A 15,102-nucleotide genomic window follows, 5' to 3' on the forward strand; every position below is an offset into this window, starting at 1 on the left:
AGACAGCGCACCAGTGTTTTATGAATGCCACATGACGTGCACGCGAGCACGTGCAGTCGAACCTCGATGAAGAATTGATCGCAGACGATCGAAAATGATCAGCCGCGGACAGTTCCGCCAGGAAAGGACCCACGAGGGGCGCAGGCTCCGGCAGACCCCGTCGACCGCCGGCCCGCACACCTCGGGCCTGGCCCGGCGCGCCGCCGTCGGCCGGCACCGACCGGCTGCGGCACGGGAGGCCGCGAGGACCGGGCCCGGCCTATCCGGCGTCGGCTTCCATCGCACGCACCAGGCCGGCGGGGCGCATGTCGGTCCAGGCGGCCTCGATCACGTCCAGGCACTCCTGGCGCGACCCCTCCGAGCCCTCGACGCGCCACCCGCCCGGGACGTCGAGACGCGCGGGCCACAGGGAGTACTGCCCCTCGTCGTTCACCAGCGCCACGAAGCGTTCCGACTCGTCGTCGAAAGGATTGGCCATGATTCCCCCACTTGTTCTCGCTGCTTCCGCAGCACATTAATCGACTGTCTCCGAACGCGCAGGCGGATCGCATTCCGCATTGCGCAGCATCGAGAACAGGCCCCCACAGCAAATTTCCAGCCACCCGGAGCGGCTCTGCACAGCGCCACCGAATAGCAGCGGCGAACCAGCCGCGGAGCCACGACTACCCGCACCCCGCCCGTCCATGCCAATCACATTAGATGCCCGGAAGCGGCCGAGAAGTGAACTCCCGGATTCACTTTCGATTACGCGGGCGAGCGGAGGTTCGCGGAACCCGTTCTCGGCATATGCCCCGGGTGCCGAACAGAAACTATCGAGCCATACAACGCCCTTCCTGTCTGGGTATGTCCGAATGTGAACCAGGCCATTCAGGAAATCCTCGGACGCGATACCCGTGAGCCCCCTGTGCTGACCCGAAAACCACGCCGAGCACCCATGCGCCGGGTGTGCGCCCCATACTCAACGGCGTCCTGGCATGAACGGGCCGCCACCCACCCGGGACGTGACACCGCGTCCCGGCCAAAGCCCGCACCGGGTTCCCAGGGCCGGGAGAGGCGCGACACCACAGCGCGAGGAGTGCTCCGCGACGGGTGCCGGGCCGAGGCCCCGAGCACCCTCCACCGGCGCGCCCGATCACCGGCCGGATCGGCACGGGTTGGCCTAGGCTGGCCATGTCCCTTGCGCAGCAACCGAGTTCGCCCGTCGCGGCGACCGCACATGCCTGGGTCCACGCCTCGACGCCGTCGCACGACCGAGGTGGCACAGGTACCCGGTCACGCACGCGCCGTTCCGTCAGGAGCCCTGTTGAACACGTCGCCGGAGAAGCCCGCGCCCGACACGCCGCACCGCCTGGACCCGTCCGGCGGGTGCCCCCACGCCGCCAACGCGCGACTGCTGGCCGGCGGCGCCGTCTCGTCGGTGGTGCTGCCGGGCGAGGTGAGGGGCATGGCGGTGCTGGGTCATGACGCCCTCAGGGAATTCTTGGCACATCCCGACGTCGCGAAGGACGCGCGGCACTTCGCGGCGCTGCGGGAGGGAGAGATCCCCGACGGCTGGCCGCTGAAGACCTTCGCGACCGTGCAGGGGATGACGACCGCGGACGGGGCGGACCACCGGCGGCTGCGGTCCCTCATGAGCAAGGCGTTCACCACGCGCCGGGTGGAGCGGCTGCGCCCGCGCGTCGAGGAACTGACCGGCTCCCTGCTGGACGGCCTCGAACAGGAGTCCGCGGCGAACGACGGCGTCGCCGACCTGCGCGCGCACTTCGCGCTGCCCCTCCCGATGGGCGTCATCTGTGAACTGCTGGGCGTCGACGAGGAGCACCACGACAGGCTGCACACCCTCTCCAACCGGATCGTCGCCACCGACATCGGCCCCGCCGAGGTGACGGCCGCCAACCGGGAGATGGTGGACGTGCTCGCCACGGTCGTCGCGGCCCGGGCCGAGGACCCGAGGGACGACCTGATCAGCGCGCTGATCGCGGCCCGCGAGGCGGACGGTGACCGGCTCGGCCCGCACGAACTGATCGGCACCCTCATGCTGACCGTCATCGCCGGACACGAGACGACGCTCAACCTGATCACCAACGCCGTGCGGGCCCTGTGCACCCACCGTGACCAGCTCGCGCTGGTCCGGGAAGGGACCGCGAGCTGGGCGGACGTCGTCGAGGAGACGCTGCGGTGGGACAGCCCGGTCAGCTACTTCCCGTTCCGCTATCCGACCCGCGACCTGACACTCGACGGCACCGTGATCCCGAAGGGGACCCCGGTGCTCGCCGGCTACTCGGCGGCGGGTCGCGACACGAAGGCGCACGGCGAGGATGCCGGACGGTTCGACGTCACACGCGAGAGCAGGGCCCGCCACCTCTCGCTCGGCCACGGCGCGCACTTCTGTCTGGGGGCGCCACTGGCACGCATGGAAGGCGCGGTGGCGCTTCGGGAGCTGTTCGCCCGCTTCCCCGCACTCACGCTCGCCGTCCCTGATCCCGAACTCCCCCGGCACGCCTCGTTCGTGGGGAACAGTGTGCGCGAACTTCCGGTGCGTGTGCACGGCTGAGCCGGCCCGCGCACCGGAAGTTCGCGCACCGCGTCGGGCTGCCGGGCCGTCGCCGCGCGCGATGGCAGGACTGCGGGGCCGTCGGCACGATCCCGCCCGGTCCGTGGCACCGGCCGATCCCGGCGGAAGGAGTCGGCACGGCCCTGAACACATGGCCCCGCGGGGCCGTATCACCCTGGGAATTCTCGTACACCGATGAAGGGAATGCCGGCATGAGCGCATCGCAGGAGCGTCAGGTCCACCTCGGGCGTCGTACCGTCGTGGCGGCGGTCGGCGCGGCGGGGGTGGCCGCCGCTCTCACCGCGTGCGGCGGCTCGAAGGACGGCGAGGGCGCGGACACGGTGCAGCCGGCCGGGAAGGGCGGCGGTGAGGTTCTCGCCAGGACCAGCGACATACCGGAGGGCGGAGGGGTCGTCTTCGCCGACAAGGGCGTGGTGGTGACCCAGCCGGCCGCGGGCACGTTCAAGGCCTTCTCCTCCAAGTGCACGCACCAGGGTTGCGCGGTCAAGGGCGTCGCCGACGGAGCGATCAGCTGCCCCTGCCATGGCAGTACCTTCGACGCGGCGACCGGAGAGGCCACGGCCGGACCCGCCACACAGCCGCTGCCCGAGACGCCGATCAAGGTGGCGGACGGCGCGATCACACTGGCTTAGAGCGTGCCTCTTCGATCGGTTGGTCAGTTGATCGGATGTGCCCGTCTGATGAGTGACCACTGATGCGATGTGAGACCGGATCGAGCCGCTGATGCCGGCCGATCCGGTCCGCGGTCGGCGACGGGCCGATCACCGTCGAACCCTGGAGGCCATCGCGGAAGTACCGCACCTGCTCGCACTGGCGGGATCTGCCGGACGGCCATGCGAACGGACAAGCTCGCGATTGCCCACCAGGCCGCACTCCACCTCGCGGCCATCCTCATCCGGGCCGGCAGATGACCCACTGGAGAAGCTCTAGGACTGGCCGTCGGAGTCGAGGGCGTGTTCCTTGAGGAAAGCGCCCGCGTGGGCTGCCGCCTCTTCTGCGGTCGCGTACGGCGCCCGCTCGGCGACCGTGCCGGATGCTCCATCAGCGCCTCGCCCAGTCCAGCCCCAACCACCTGAAGGCGACTGCACCAGCTCGGCAGTCCCTCCGAACAGCGCAAGCGCGCCCGCTGTCGCGGGTGCCGGGCGGCTGACGGCACCGGGCCATTTCTTGCGGGCGCCCTGGCGAGTGATACCCCAGACAGCTCCCAACTGCTCATAACTCGCGCCGTAGGAGCCGGCGGTCACTGCCGCCCTCTCCGTGAGCCGCTTGACCTCGCCATCCATCACCTTCCACGCGGCCAGGACGGACAGCGCCGCTTCGACGGGGCTCGCATCCCACATCCGGTCGGCGGACAACCCGGTCTCCCGGGAGCGGATGGCCGAGGCCAGGGGGGTCAAGGCGTCGTACAGGACCTTGTCGAGCTCTGCCTGCTCTTCTGGGGTGATCTCAGAGACCGTCATGCGACAACTTTAGTTCCCGAAACGGTCAATGTAAACAAAAGTCTCCGCGCCATATCGGTTGCCACCGCATCAGGGAGGCAGGCCCTAGGGGCGCGGGTTCGCGGGGGCTCCGGCGGGGCGCCGGTGGGCGCACGCTCCACGCGTGACGAGGCGAGCCGCTCCGGCTCCGGCGGAGACCCCACGCCGCCCCGCCTCCGGCGCCCGAACCCGCTTCCGGCGCCCGCGAAACCTTCGCCGGTGTCCGTCCCTCCGGCTCGTCCGGAACGCGCGGAGGCGACGTACGGCGGAGGCACGCACCGGCGCCCGCCGGGGCATTGCCCCCGGGCGGGCGGAAGCCCCATGCTGTCGGGCATCCGGACGAACCCGGCGAACGCAGGAGGCCCCGCCCATGTCCGCCACTCAGCGCCGCGGGCGCCGGATCATGATGACCGACGCCGAACGGGACGCCTTCCTGGCCGGCCGGCGCACCTGCCGGGTGGCCACGGTCTCCGCGGAGGGGCGGCCGCACGTCGGCCCGCTGTGGTTCGTGTGGGACGGCACCTCGCTGTGGCTCTACTCCCTGACGCGCAGCCTGCGCTGGGCACAGCTGCTGCGGAACCCGGGCATCGCCGTCGTGGTCGACGACGGAGTGGAGTACGGCGAACTGCGGGGCGTGGAGCTGTCCGGCCGGGCGGAGTTCGTGGGGGAAGTGCCCCGCACGGGCGAGGACCATGACGAACTCGGCCCGCCGGAGCGGATGTTCGCGGCGAAGTACTTCGACCTGGACACCCTGCCGCACGATTCCCGGCATGCCTGGATCCGGCTCACCCCGGACGCCGTCACCTCGTGGGACTTCCGGAAGCTGACCGGCGCTTGAGGACCGTCCCGCGGACCGCCGCCCACCGATCGCGGCGCCGGGTGCGGGAAACACGCGCTCAGCCGGCCGGCTCGTGCAGCGACCGCCCCGCCTCGCGCAGTGCGTCGACGGCGGCCCTGATCGACGGCCTGCGGTCCGCGTCCGTGCGCCACACGGCGTGGACGTGCCTGCGCATGGTCTGCCGCACCGGCACCAGCCGGACCCCCTCGGGGACGGGGCCACGCCCCAGCCGCGGTGCCACGCAGACACCGAACCCCGCCGCGATCAGGGCGAGTTGCGTGTGGTGTTCACCGGCCAGATGCGAGATACGCGGCTCGATGCCCTTGGACCGCAGCGTGAACACGAGCCACTCGTAGCAGAACTCGCCTTCGGGCCAGGAGACCCACTCGTCGTCGGCGAAGTCCTCGAGGCCGACCGCCGTCCGGTCGGCCAGCGGATGGCCGGACGGCATGGCGATGTCCGGTGCGTCGTCGAGGAGTCCGGCTCTGGCGAGACCGCCGGGGACCGGTAGCCGCTTGTTGCTCCAGTCGAGGACCACGGCGAGGTCCGCATCACCCCGGAGTACGGCGCGGATCCCGCTTTCCGGCTCCATCTCCGCCGTACGCACGGCCAGTTCGGGGTGCCGCGCCCGCAGGGCCGTCAGCGCTGCCGGAAACAGCCCGCGAGCAGCCGTCGGGAAGGCCGCGAGCCGCACCTCGCCCACCACTTGGCCGCGCTGCGCCTCGATGTCGGACTGTGCGATCTCGACCTGGGAGAGGATCTTCGCGGCATGGCCCGCGAGCAGGCGGCCGGCGTCCGTGAGCCGGATCCCGCGGCCGTTCCTGGCCAGGAGCTGCTGGCCGACCTCGCGTTCGAGCTTGGCCATCTGCTGGGAGACCGCCGATGTGGTGACGTGAAGACCGTCGGCGGCGCCGCTCACCGAGCCGTGTCGCGCGAGGGCGTCCAGGGTGCGCAGCCGCTCCAGGTTCAACATGTAAGTGATGCTACGCGTAGGACCCAACGAAGTCTCACTTGTTCTACGCAATCACCCCCGTCATGGTTACTCCATGAGCGCTCCCTCCGCACCGGGAACCCGGCCGGCCGCCGTCCCGTCGCCCGTGGCCCCGTCCCGGCTCCCCCGGCCTGCACGGCGGAGCCTGGACTGGCGTGTCCGCTTCGCCGCACTGTCCTTGATCTGGGGATTCAGCTTTCTGCTGATCAAGGTCGGCACCGAGGGGTACGCCCCCTTCCAGGTGACCTGGGGCCGCCTGTTGTTCGGCACCCTGGTACTCGTCGCCGCCATGGCCGTGCGCCGCGAGCGGCTGCCGCGTTCCGGCCGGACCTGGGTCCATCTGTTCGTGGCGGCGTTCTTCCTCAACGCCCTGCCGTTCTCGCTCTTCGCGTACGCCGAGCTGACCATCCCGTCCACGCTCGCCGGGATCTGCAACGCGACATCGCCGCTGTGGGGCATGGCCCTTTCGGTCGTCGCGCTGTCCGAGGACCGGCCGACCCGCCGCCGCGTCGCCGGGCTCGGCCTCGGCTTCATCGGCGTACTCACCGTGCTGGGCGCGTGGCAGGGGTTCGCCGGGCTGGATCTCAGGGGTACGGCGATGGCCCTGCTCGCCTCGCTGAGCTACCCCGTCGGCTGGATCCACGTCCGCCGGACCCTGGCGGGCACGGGTGCGTCGACCCTGTCCCTCACGGGGAGCCAGTTGTTCGTCGCCACCGTGCAACTGGCTTTGATCACACCACTGTTCACCTCGGTGCCGGCTCGCTTTCCGCTGCTGCCGACGCTCGCGGTGATCGCGCTCGGCGCCCTCGGGACGGGCCTCGCCGTTCTGCTCCAGTACGGGCTCGTCCAGGAGGTCGGCCCGACGACGGCGCAGATGGTGACCTACTTCATCCCGGTGATCGCCACGGCCGCCGGTGTGGCCGTGCTCGGCGAGGAACTGAGCTGGAACACCCCGGCCGGCGCACTGGTGGTCCTGGCCGGAGCCGCCCTCACCCAGAGCCGGGCCCGGGGTTCGACAGCCGCGTCCCGCCGGATCACGGGCGCGGGCACGGACGCCGGAGCCGGCGCGGACGTCGGGCGGACTCAGCCGTAGCTGACCGGGCGGACCGGGCGCGCCGCCTCCGCGACCGCGTCAGCCAGCGGTTCGATGTCGGCGGCGGTCAACGTCGACACGGTCAGCCGCACCCCCTGCGGCGACGCCATCCGGAAGCGCGCACCCGGGGCGACCGCCCAGCCCGCGTGCAGCATCCTGGCCACCGCGCCGGTCTCGTCGCTCACGGGCACCCACACGTTCATCCCGGCACGGCCGAACGCCGGCACCGCCCGCTCGGCGAGCGTCCGGATCAACGCGTCCCGCCGCTGCCCGTAGGACCGGGCGACCTCGACCGGGTCCACGGCGCCGGAGGCCCACAGGTGGTGCACGGTCCGCTGGAGCAGACCGCTCACCCAGCCGGGGCCAAGATTCTGACGTCCCGTCACCCGATCGACGGTCAGCGTGTCCCCGGTGAGCACAGCAAGCCGCAGATCGGGGCCGTACGCCTTGGAGGCGGACCGGAGGAACGCCCAGTGCTCCGTGACACCCGCGAGCGGGTGCACTGCCAGGTCGACGATCGCGTGGCCGTGATCGTCCTCGATCAGGAGCACCCCGGGATGCCCCGCGAGGACGGTCCGCAGCGCGGCCGCCCGCGCGGAACTCACCGCGGCGCCGGTCGGGTTCTGCGCCCTGTCGGTGACGACCAGGGCCCTCGCCCCCGAGCGCAGGGCGCGCTCGACTTCGTCGGGCAGGGGCCCTTCGTCGTCCAGCGCGACCGGGACGGGACGCATGCCGAGCGCCGGGATCAGATCGAGGAGGGCGCCCCAGCCCGGATCCTCGACGGCCACCGGGTCACCGGGTCTGAGGTGCGCCGTCAGCACCCGTTCGATCGCGTCGAGCGACCCGGACGCGAGCGCGACCGGCCCGGCCGGGACTCCGTCGGCGTCCAGACCGGCCCGGATCAGACGCTCGAATTCGGGGAGTACGGGCGCGTCTCCGTACAGGCCGGGCCGGTCGGCGTACGCCCGCGAGGCCGCGGCGAGCGCGGGACCGATGTCCGGCAGCAGCGCGGGGTCCGGGTTGCCGTCGCCCAGTTCACGCACGCCGGGAGGGGCTTCCACCCGGAGGGAGCCGCGCGTGGTGCTGGCCGGTCGCGGTCGCACCCTGCTCCCCCGCCTGCCCGCCGTCTCGATGACCCCGCGCTCCCGCAGCGTGCGGTAGGCGGCGGCCACCGTGTTCGGGTTGACACCCAGCTGGAGCGCCAACGCCCGCATCGGCGGCAGCATATGACCGGGCGCGAGCTCGCCCGAGGCCACCCCGCGCTCCACGCTCGCGGAAATGTCCGACGCGCCCCGCCCACTGATCCGATATTCTCCTAGCACAAAGACTATTATGCACTAGTGCAATGGAGAGCACATGCCGGACAGCGCCACACCCGCCGCACCCGGAGCGCCTGCCTACGAGCCCACGGAGCGCACGGTGCCGAGCCGCTCCAGGGAGCGCGCCTCGTACGACAAGGAGACCGTCCACGCGATACTCGACGCGGCGTACCTGTGCCATCTGGGCTTCGTCCGCGAGGGCGCGCCGGTCGTGCTGCCGACGCTGTTCGGCCGGATCGGCGAGCGGCTGTACGTCCACGGCTCGACGGGGTCACGCCCGCTGCGCGCGGCCGGCACCGCCGACCCGGGGCTCGCCGTCTGCCTGACGGTCACACACGTCGACGGTCTGGTGCTGGCACGCTCCGCCTTCCACCACTCGATGAACTACCGCTCCGTGGTGGTCCACGGGATCGCGCGCACGGTGACGGACCCCCAGGAGCGGCGCCTCGCGCTCGACGCGATCGTCGACCAGGCCGTGCCCGGCAGGTCCAAGGACTCGCGGCCCGCGGACACGAAGGAACTCGCGGCGACCGCGGTGATCCGCCTCGACCTCGACGAGGTCTCCGCGAAGATCCGCACGGGTGGCCCGAGCGACGATCCGGAGGACCTCTCCCTCCCCCACTGGGCGGGCGTCGTCCCGGTGACGAGGACCTACGGGACACCGGTGCCGTCCGAGGACCTGGACCCCGCGATCGGGGTACCGGACTACCTCGGCGGGCTCTGAACCGCCGTCGACGGCGAACGGGCTCAGGTACGCAGCATGGCACCGGGCGAGGGGCGGGGCGGGGCGCGACCGGAAAGGGCGTCATCGGACGGGCCCGGCCGGGGGTGCGACCGGACACGGCGTCACCGGGCTAGGACGGGCCGGGCCGCCCTGAGAACTCACCCTCGGGGCCGGCCGACTGCCGGCTCTCCACCGCCTCCGCACCCGGCAGGCCCGCGCCCGACGCGACGGGCCCCGTAGGCGGTTTCGGCGCGGACGACTGGGCGATGAAGGCTCCGATCAGGACCACGGCACCCCCCGCCAACTGCGGCGGGGAGAGGTGCTCGCCCAGCAGCACCCAGGCGAGCACGGTCGCGATGACCGCCTCCAGGCATGCGACGACCCCCGCCACCTGGGGCGAGAGCAGCCGCACCGACACCACGCCGGTGACGTAGGCGAGCACCGTCGCGAGCAGGACGATCCAGCCGAGCAGGATCCATGCGGGGACGCCGCGTCCGCCCATGACCGCGTCGCCGCCGAGTACCGACCAGTCCATGCCCCACGGCCTGGCGACGGCGGTCAGCACGACGGCCCCCACCAGCAGTCCGTAGGCGATCACCCCGAAGGGGTGCGGAGGTTCGGCATCCGGGGTGTCCCCGTGCCCGGCGCCCTGGTCCGACAGGACGAAGTAGCCCACCTGGCAGCAGGCCGCCCCGAGGGCGAGCAGCAGGCCCACCGCGTCGAACCGGAGTCCCGACCACACCTCCACGACGCAGGCGAGTCCGCCGACCGCGAGAACCACGCCGACGGCGGCGGCCCTGGTGACGGCACGGCGCTGGACGAACCGCACCCAGCCGAGGACGAGGGCGGGAGCCAGGTATTCGACGAGCAGCGCCACCCCGACGGGGATGCGCGAGATCGCCGCGAAGTAGCAGGCCTGGACACCGGCGACGGCGAACAGCCCGAAGCCCGCCAGCAGGGCGGGCCGCTCGCGCACCAGATGCCGGTGCCGCCAGGCGACGGGCAGCATGACGAGAGCGGCGCCCGCCACCCTGAGCCAGACCACGTGCAGCGGGTCGACTCCCGCCTCGATCAGCGGCTTCGCCGCGACCCCCGAACCACCGAATGCGAGCGCCGAGGCCAGGGCCAGGCCCAGTCCGGCGCTTCTCCCCTGAGACGCGTGCATCGGCACATCATGGCAGGAGCGGTCAGCAGCGTCACCCCCGATGCACCTGACCTCTGCGTGTCCATGATCACGATGACATCTCGCCGGCCGCCCGTCCGCTCTCGGCGCGTGCGGCCAGCCGCCCGGCTTCGACCCCGGCCCGTTCCAGCACTTCGACCGCCCGGCAGTGGGGATCCGCGAGCAACGCGGTCAGCAGATCGAGGCCGTCGGCGTGGGGTCGTCCCCGGCGGGCGGCATCCCGCCCAGCCCGCTCCAGCGCATCGGCCGCCGGAGCCGACAACCCCTCCCCGCCGGAAGCCCGCACGACCGGAACCGCGCCCGAATCCTCCCGCACCCCCTGCCACCGCAGGCCGTAGCCGATGCTGCGCTGCACGAGGTATCCGAGCACCCTGGCCAACTGCGGTGCTCCGTCGAACGCGTCCCGCACAGCGATGTCCGACTCGACGAGCGAGTGCAGGAGATGGGCCGTGTCGACGTGTCGGTCGCCGTCGCGCAGGGCACGCCTGCGCGCGCCGCTCACCACCGCGGCCATGGCGGGGCTCAGCGCCACCTCGGGGCGCGGAAGATTGGGCGGGATCTGCTCGGGGGTGTCTCGTGTCCGGAACTGCACCACTCCACCTCACCACCCACGTGGAGCGAAAACATCCCCGGTACGGTCCATCCGGCATCCCGCGAAAGGCGGGGGCCGTCCGGGGTTCCTCATCCTTCTGGATGAGATCACGCCATCACGGAGAGCATTTTCCGCCGCCCGGCACAAAAAGGGCCCCGCGGACGGGGCCCCTCCCGGACGCCAGGCGAAGCCTCACGGCTCAGTCCTCGTCGGCGAGGATGAGGTACAGCTTCTTGCGTGCGTCACCGATCACCGTCAGGGCCTTCTGCCGCTGGTCGGCGGAGCCCGTCTTCCAGACCTGGCCGAACGCCTCCATCAGACCGAAGCCCGCCTGCCGGATCTCGTTCACGCCCTCCCAGTCGACACCGCGACCGGCTTCCTCCCACGGCGCCTCGGGGCCGGACTCGGCCTCCGTACGACCCGCTTCCGTCAGGGTGAACAGCTTCTTGCCACCCTCGCTCGCGCTGACGATCAGACCCTCGTCCTCCAGCAGCTGGAGCGTGGGGTACACCGAGCCGGGACTGGGCCGCCAGGCCCCTCCGCTGCGCTCGCCGATCTCCTGGATCATCTCGTAGCCGTGCATCGAGCGGTCCTTGAGCAGCGTCAGGATCGACGCACGTACGTCACCGCGCCTGGCCCTTCCCCGGCCGCCTCCCCGGCCACGCCCGCCGCCACCGAAGGGTCCACCGCCGAAGGGCGGCCCGAACGGGCCGAAGGCGGGGCGGCCTCCCTCGAACTCTCCCCTGCCGGCGCCTCGGCGCCCGGGGCCGCATCCGTGTTCGTGTCCATGTGAACGCATGACTGCGCTCCTCTCCTGTGTCTTGTCACGCGACCCTGTCGTTGATCTGTCGCGATGCGTCAACGATATATCGGAAACTATCGCCTGACAAGGATCCACGCATCGGCCCTCCCCGACCTGCCTCATGAACCCGGCGCTGATCCCACCGAAGCGGCACCGATCCCACTGCGTCGGGTGACGCGGTCCGCAGACGCGTTACCGCCTCTGACCTGCTCCTTCATGGATCGTCTGCGACACGGGCGACGAGGTCACGCACACACCTCCCCCTGTTTTCCCCGCAGGCTCGGACGGGGACTGCCGGTGAGGTGCGCCCTCGGATGACCTGTCGTGCCGGTGGAGGGCCTGGGCGCAGTCACCGGGGTGCGGGATCCGGTCGCCAGGGTCTCGACCACGACCAGCGCCCCCGGATTCACCGGCCCGTGCTGCGGCCGGTTCCACGCGGAACTGCCGATGAACTACTCGGCCACGGCCCGTACCCGGGGACCCGAGCTTCGGCGGCACCGACGACTGAGCTCTCTCCGCACTCGAGCTGGAGCCCACCGGCCGTCCCCTCGCCGAGGACGGGATGATCGCCGTTCCGCCGGGTTGAGGGCGCCGCGTGGCGAGCGCTGCGGTCGCCGGACCTCCGCGCGGCGCCGCCATCCGGCATCACAGGCCGACGGCATGGGTTGCCGCGTCGCGCGTTCCGTCGAGCGCTGATCCACGTCGCGTCCGGCCGGGCACGGTCGAGCGATAGCGTGCTCCCTCATGACGGCTGAGGACGAGGCACTGGTCGGCGGCATGGCGAACGCGGGGACGGTCTTCCGCCGGGGGGACGTGGTGGAGCGACCGGCACCGCACAACGCCCGCGCCCTTCACACCTATCTCCGCGCGTTGCGCGAGCACGGCTTCGACGCGGCGCCGGCCCCTGTCGGCCTCACCGCGAACGGCCGTGAGTGGTTGACCTACCTCCCCGGCGACGTGGCTCTGCCACCGTTCCCGGACTGGGCGATGACACGTTCCGCCCTCACGTCGGTGGGAAGCCTGCTGCGGCGCCTGCACGAGGCCAGTGCCGCCGTCGAGATCGACTCCCGAGCCGAGTGGCCTGCGGACCTGGCCGACCCGGAGGGCGGGACGATGGTGTGCCACAACGACGTGTGCCCGGAGAACGTCGTCTTCCGCGACGGTCGTGCCGCAGCTCTGATCGACTTCGATCTGGCGGCCCCGGGCCGTGCTGCGTGGGACCTCGCCATGACCGCGCGCTACTGGGTGCCCATGCTCGATCCCGAGTCCGCGGCCGCGCTCCATCCCGAAGGACTGGATGCGCCCGCACGGCTGCGGATCCTCGTCGACGGCTACGGGCTCCCGGCGGGGAGCCGCGCCGAGTTGCCCGGCGTCATCGAGCAGGCCACGGACGCCTGCCGGGCCTTCGTCGCCCGCCGTGTGGCCGGCGGAGACCAGGTCTACACCCGGGCGTTGGCCGAGCGCGGCGGCTGGGAACGCTGGGACCGCATGCAGAACTGGCTGGTGAACCACCGCCAGACGTTCACGGCTGCCCTGCTGAGCTGACCGCCCCGGACGTTCGGTACCAGAGGGTCCTGGAGCATCGCCCCGCGTCGGCGGTACACGTTCCGACGACAATGCACGGTCCACGTCCGGCGCGAAGGCCTGTCGCGTCCTTGGACAGGGCCTGAACACAGCAGCGGTCGTCGTGGCGATCCGCGGGGCAACAGTCATCACACAGGGCAGGCCGCACATCCCCGATTGGCCTTGGACCGTCCAGAGGCGTCACGCCTACCGTCGACGGCATGAAGATCCGCATCGTCGACGCCTTCACCGACCGCCCCTTCGCCGGGAATCCCGCTGGGGTCCTCCTCCTCGAAGCGGGCCCGTTCCCGGAATCGGCCCGCCTGCAGCTGATCGCCTCGGAACTCAACCTCTCGGAGACCGCCTTCGCGCACCCGCTGCCGCCCGGCGGTGACGCCGACTGGGCGCTGCGCTGGTTCACCCCGGCCACCGAGGTGGACCTGTGCGGACACGCCACCCTGGCCACGGCCCACGTCCTGCACACCACGGGCACCGCGAGCGGCACCGTGCGGTTCGCCAGCCGCGCCGGGGTCCTTCGTACCGTCGCGCGCGATGACGGCTCCCTCACGCTGGACTTCCCCACGGCGCCCCTGACACCGGTCCCCGCTCCCCCCGGACTCGTGGAAGCGCTCGGCGCGTCTCCCGTCTCCGTTCACGACACGGGGGAACACGTCGGTGATCTCCTGGTGGAGCTGGCCGACGAGGCCGCCGTACGCGCCCTGCGTCCGGACTTCGCCTCACTGGCCGCGTGTTCCCGCCGCGGTGTCATCGCCACCGCCGCGGCCGGCGACCCGGCTGGCGGGTACGACTTCGTGTCGCGCGGCTTCTTCCCCCGGGTCGGTATCGACGAGGACCCGGTGACCGGCAGCGCGCACACCGCCCTGGCCCCCTTCTGGTCGGCCAGGTTCGGCCGGGACGACCTCACCGGACTGCAGGCGTCGGCCCGCTCGGGCCTGGTCCGCACCTCGCTGCGGGGGACGCGCACCCTGCTGACCGGCAGCGCGGTGACGGTCGTCGACGGCGATCTGCTGACCTCGCTCTGAGCACGCCGGAGCTGGGCCGGGCCGGGCCGTGTGTCAGGGGGTGGGCAGCCAGCCCACCTTCCCGGCGAGGAGGGCGTATCCGACGAACGCCCCGATATCGAGCAGCGCGTGCGCGACGACCAGCGGCCCGACCCGGCCCCAGCGCCGGTACAGCAGCACGAAGACCACGCCCATGACCACGTTGCCGATGAACCCGCCGATCCCCTGGTAGAGGTGGTAGGAGCCGCGGAGCACGGAGCTCGCCACCAGCGCGGCCGTCGGCGTCCATCCCAGTTGACCGAGCCGGCGCAGGAGGTAGCCGACGACGATGACTTCCTCGACGAGCGAGTTCTGCACGGCGGAGAGGATCAGGACGGGGAACTTCCACCAGACCTCGGGCAGCGACTCCGGCACGACCGTCAGGTTGAACCCCCCGGCGCGGGCCGCCAGGTAGAACGCCAGCCCGGCACTGCCGATCGCGGCCGCGACGAGGGTGCCCCGGCCGAGATCCTGCCCGGGCCGGGTACGGTCCAGCCCGAGGGTCCGCAGACCGGCCCCCTCGCGCAGGAGCAGGTGGGCCACCAGGGCGACCGGCACCAGCGCGGTCGCGATGCCGAACAGCTGCCAGGCGAGGTCGAGCCAGGGGCGACCGGGGGCGTACGACCCGTTCAGCGTCGCCGCCTGGTCCTTGAGGCCCCCGGGTTTCGTCAGCGAGCCGACGAAGCTGATCAGGGCGGAGACGCCGCTGGCCCCGAGCGAGAGAGCCAGCACGAGCAGGGTCTCCGACCTCAGGATCCGCGGGGACGCCTCCTCCCGGGGAATGGTTGCAGTCACGCGACCCGCCTTACCTGTACGCCTGCCGTCGGTTGTGCGTCCTAGCTTGCCCGACGGGACGGCGGTGGCGGGACACCGGGCGGCCGGA

General features: G+C 71.9%; 15 protein-coding genes and 1 pseudogene. 8 read left to right on the top strand and 8 right to left on the bottom strand.

Going from position 1 to position 15,102, the window contains the following annotated elements; genetic code table 11:
- Nucleotides 1-259 precede the first annotated feature (259 nt).
- Nucleotides 260-478 carry an MbtH family protein gene (locus OHT61_RS04785; RefSeq protein WP_329035314.1) on the bottom strand — a complete coding sequence of 73 codons (219 nt, stop codon included), beginning with the start codon at nt 476-478 and terminating at the stop codon, nt 260-262.
- Nucleotides 479-1,303: 825 nt separating this feature from the next.
- Here OHT61_RS04785 and OHT61_RS04790 point away from each other — a divergent pair.
- From OHT61_RS04790 to OHT61_RS04800, 3 genes and pseudogenes are all read left to right on the top strand, one after another.
- Entirely contained in the window at nt 1,304-2,554 is a 1,251-nt protein-coding gene (locus OHT61_RS04790; protein WP_329035316.1) for a cytochrome P450 family protein, read from the top strand.
- A 212-nt stretch (nt 2,555-2,766) separates the two neighbouring features.
- Entirely contained in the window at nt 2,767-3,207 is a 441-nt protein-coding gene (locus OHT61_RS04795) for a Rieske (2Fe-2S) protein (RefSeq protein WP_329035318.1), read from the top strand.
- Between the two features lie 91 nt (nt 3,208-3,298).
- A pseudogene (locus OHT61_RS04800) lies at nt 3,299-3,401 on the top strand (IS5/IS1182 family transposase); the annotation flags it as partial.
- Between the two features lie 100 nt (nt 3,402-3,501).
- Here OHT61_RS04800 and OHT61_RS04805 read toward each other — a convergent pair.
- On the bottom strand, nt 3,502-4,035 hold the full coding sequence (locus tag OHT61_RS04805) for a hypothetical protein (RefSeq protein ID WP_329035319.1): 534 nt from the start codon (nt 4,033-4,035) through the stop codon (nt 3,502-3,504).
- 388 nt (nt 4,036-4,423) lie between these two features.
- Here OHT61_RS04805 and OHT61_RS04810 point away from each other — a divergent pair, with 388 nt between their 5' ends.
- Nucleotides 4,424-4,891 carry a pyridoxamine 5'-phosphate oxidase family protein gene (locus OHT61_RS04810; RefSeq protein WP_329035320.1) on the top strand — a complete coding sequence of 156 codons (468 nt, stop codon included), beginning with the start codon at nt 4,424-4,426 and terminating at the stop codon, nt 4,889-4,891.
- A 58-nt stretch (nt 4,892-4,949) separates the two neighbouring features.
- Here the strand turns inward: OHT61_RS04810 and OHT61_RS04815 are convergent, their stop codons facing one another.
- Entirely contained in the window at nt 4,950-5,864 is a 915-nt protein-coding gene (locus OHT61_RS04815; protein WP_329035322.1) for a LysR family transcriptional regulator, read from the bottom strand.
- Nucleotides 5,865-5,937: 73 nt separating this feature from the next.
- Here OHT61_RS04815 and OHT61_RS04820 point away from each other — a divergent pair, with 73 nt between their 5' ends.
- Entirely contained in the window at nt 5,938-6,975 is a 1,038-nt protein-coding gene (locus OHT61_RS04820; protein WP_329035323.1) for a DMT family transporter, read from the top strand.
- On the opposite strand, the gene OHT61_RS04825 is transcribed toward OHT61_RS04820, so the two are convergent.
- A complete protein-coding gene (locus OHT61_RS04825) occupies nt 6,966-8,297 on the bottom strand; it encodes an aminotransferase class I/II-fold pyridoxal phosphate-dependent enzyme (RefSeq protein ID WP_329035325.1) in 1,332 nt (443 codons plus the stop codon). The two genes, OHT61_RS04820 and OHT61_RS04825, sit on opposite strands and share 10 nt — an antisense overlap.
- A gap of 34 nt (nt 8,298-8,331) precedes the next feature.
- Between OHT61_RS04825 and OHT61_RS04830 the strand changes: the two genes are divergently transcribed.
- Nucleotides 8,332-9,018: a pyridoxamine 5'-phosphate oxidase family protein gene (locus tag OHT61_RS04830; protein ID WP_329035327.1), complete on the top strand. Its 687-nt coding sequence runs from the start codon at nt 8,332-8,334 to the stop codon at nt 9,016-9,018.
- 130 nt (nt 9,019-9,148) lie between these two features.
- On the opposite strand, the gene OHT61_RS04835 is transcribed toward OHT61_RS04830, so the two are convergent.
- From OHT61_RS04835 to OHT61_RS04845, 3 genes are all read right to left on the bottom strand, one after another.
- Nucleotides 9,149-10,183 (bottom strand): EamA family transporter, encoded by a 1,035-nt coding sequence (locus OHT61_RS04835; RefSeq protein WP_329035329.1) that lies wholly within the window; start codon nt 10,181-10,183, stop codon nt 9,149-9,151.
- A gap of 67 nt (nt 10,184-10,250) precedes the next feature.
- Nucleotides 10,251-10,793: a Clp protease N-terminal domain-containing protein gene (locus OHT61_RS04840; protein ID WP_329035332.1), complete on the bottom strand. Its 543-nt coding sequence runs from the start codon at nt 10,791-10,793 to the stop codon at nt 10,251-10,253.
- 199 nt (nt 10,794-10,992) lie between these two features.
- Nucleotides 10,993-11,592: a PadR family transcriptional regulator gene (locus OHT61_RS04845; protein ID WP_329035333.1), complete on the bottom strand. Its 600-nt coding sequence runs from the start codon at nt 11,590-11,592 to the stop codon at nt 10,993-10,995.
- A 747-nt stretch (nt 11,593-12,339) separates the two neighbouring features.
- Here OHT61_RS04845 and OHT61_RS04850 point away from each other — a divergent pair.
- Together OHT61_RS04850 and OHT61_RS04855 are read left to right on the top strand one after the other, a co-directional pair.
- A complete protein-coding gene (locus OHT61_RS04850; RefSeq protein ID WP_329035335.1) occupies nt 12,340-13,140 on the top strand; it encodes a phosphotransferase in 801 nt (266 codons plus the stop codon).
- 239 nt (nt 13,141-13,379) lie between these two features.
- Nucleotides 13,380-14,201 carry a PhzF family phenazine biosynthesis protein gene (locus OHT61_RS04855; protein WP_329035337.1) on the top strand — a complete coding sequence of 274 codons (822 nt, stop codon included), beginning with the start codon at nt 13,380-13,382 and terminating at the stop codon, nt 14,199-14,201.
- A gap of 33 nt (nt 14,202-14,234) precedes the next feature.
- On the opposite strand, the gene OHT61_RS04860 is transcribed toward OHT61_RS04855, so the two are convergent.
- Nucleotides 14,235-15,014 (bottom strand): CPBP family intramembrane glutamic endopeptidase, encoded by a 780-nt coding sequence (locus OHT61_RS04860; protein ID WP_329035338.1) that lies wholly within the window; start codon nt 15,012-15,014, stop codon nt 14,235-14,237.
- Between the last annotated feature and the right edge of the window lie 88 nt (nt 15,015-15,102).

The sequence above is a fragment of the Streptomyces sp. NBC_00178 genome (genome assembly GCF_036206005.1).
In the GTDB taxonomy this organism is placed as follows: domain Bacteria; phylum Actinomycetota; class Actinomycetes; order Streptomycetales; family Streptomycetaceae; genus Streptomyces.

Bases quoted from the DNA above. Each gene is read 5' to 3' on its own strand.
- OHT61_RS04815 (WP_329035322.1), bottom strand. From the start codon at position 5,864: ATGTTGAACCTGGAGCGGCTGCGCACCCTGGACGCCCTCGCGCGACAC.
- OHT61_RS04785 (WP_329035314.1), bottom strand. From the start codon at position 478: ATGGCCAATCCTTTCGACGACGAGTCGGAACGCTTCGTGGCGCTGGTG.
- OHT61_RS04850 (WP_329035335.1), top strand. From the start codon at position 12,340: ATGACGGCTGAGGACGAGGCACTGGTCGGCGGCATGGCGAACGCGGGG.
- OHT61_RS04820 (WP_329035323.1), top strand. From the start codon at position 5,938: ATGAGCGCTCCCTCCGCACCGGGAACCCGGCCGGCCGCCGTCCCGTCG.
- OHT61_RS04805 (WP_329035319.1), bottom strand. From the start codon at position 4,035: ATGACGGTCTCTGAGATCACCCCAGAAGAGCAGGCAGAGCTCGACAAG.
- OHT61_RS04810 (WP_329035320.1), top strand. From the start codon at position 4,424: ATGTCCGCCACTCAGCGCCGCGGGCGCCGGATCATGATGACCGACGCC.
- OHT61_RS04795 (WP_329035318.1), top strand. From the start codon at position 2,767: ATGAGCGCATCGCAGGAGCGTCAGGTCCACCTCGGGCGTCGTACCGTC.
- OHT61_RS04830 (WP_329035327.1), top strand. From the start codon at position 8,332: ATGCCGGACAGCGCCACACCCGCCGCACCCGGAGCGCCTGCCTACGAG.
- OHT61_RS04855 (WP_329035337.1), top strand. From the start codon at position 13,380: ATGAAGATCCGCATCGTCGACGCCTTCACCGACCGCCCCTTCGCCGGG.
- OHT61_RS04835 (WP_329035329.1), bottom strand. From the start codon at position 10,183: ATGCACGCGTCTCAGGGGAGAAGCGCCGGACTGGGCCTGGCCCTGGCC.
- OHT61_RS04845 (WP_329035333.1), bottom strand. From the start codon at position 11,592: ATGCGTTCACATGGACACGAACACGGATGCGGCCCCGGGCGCCGAGGC.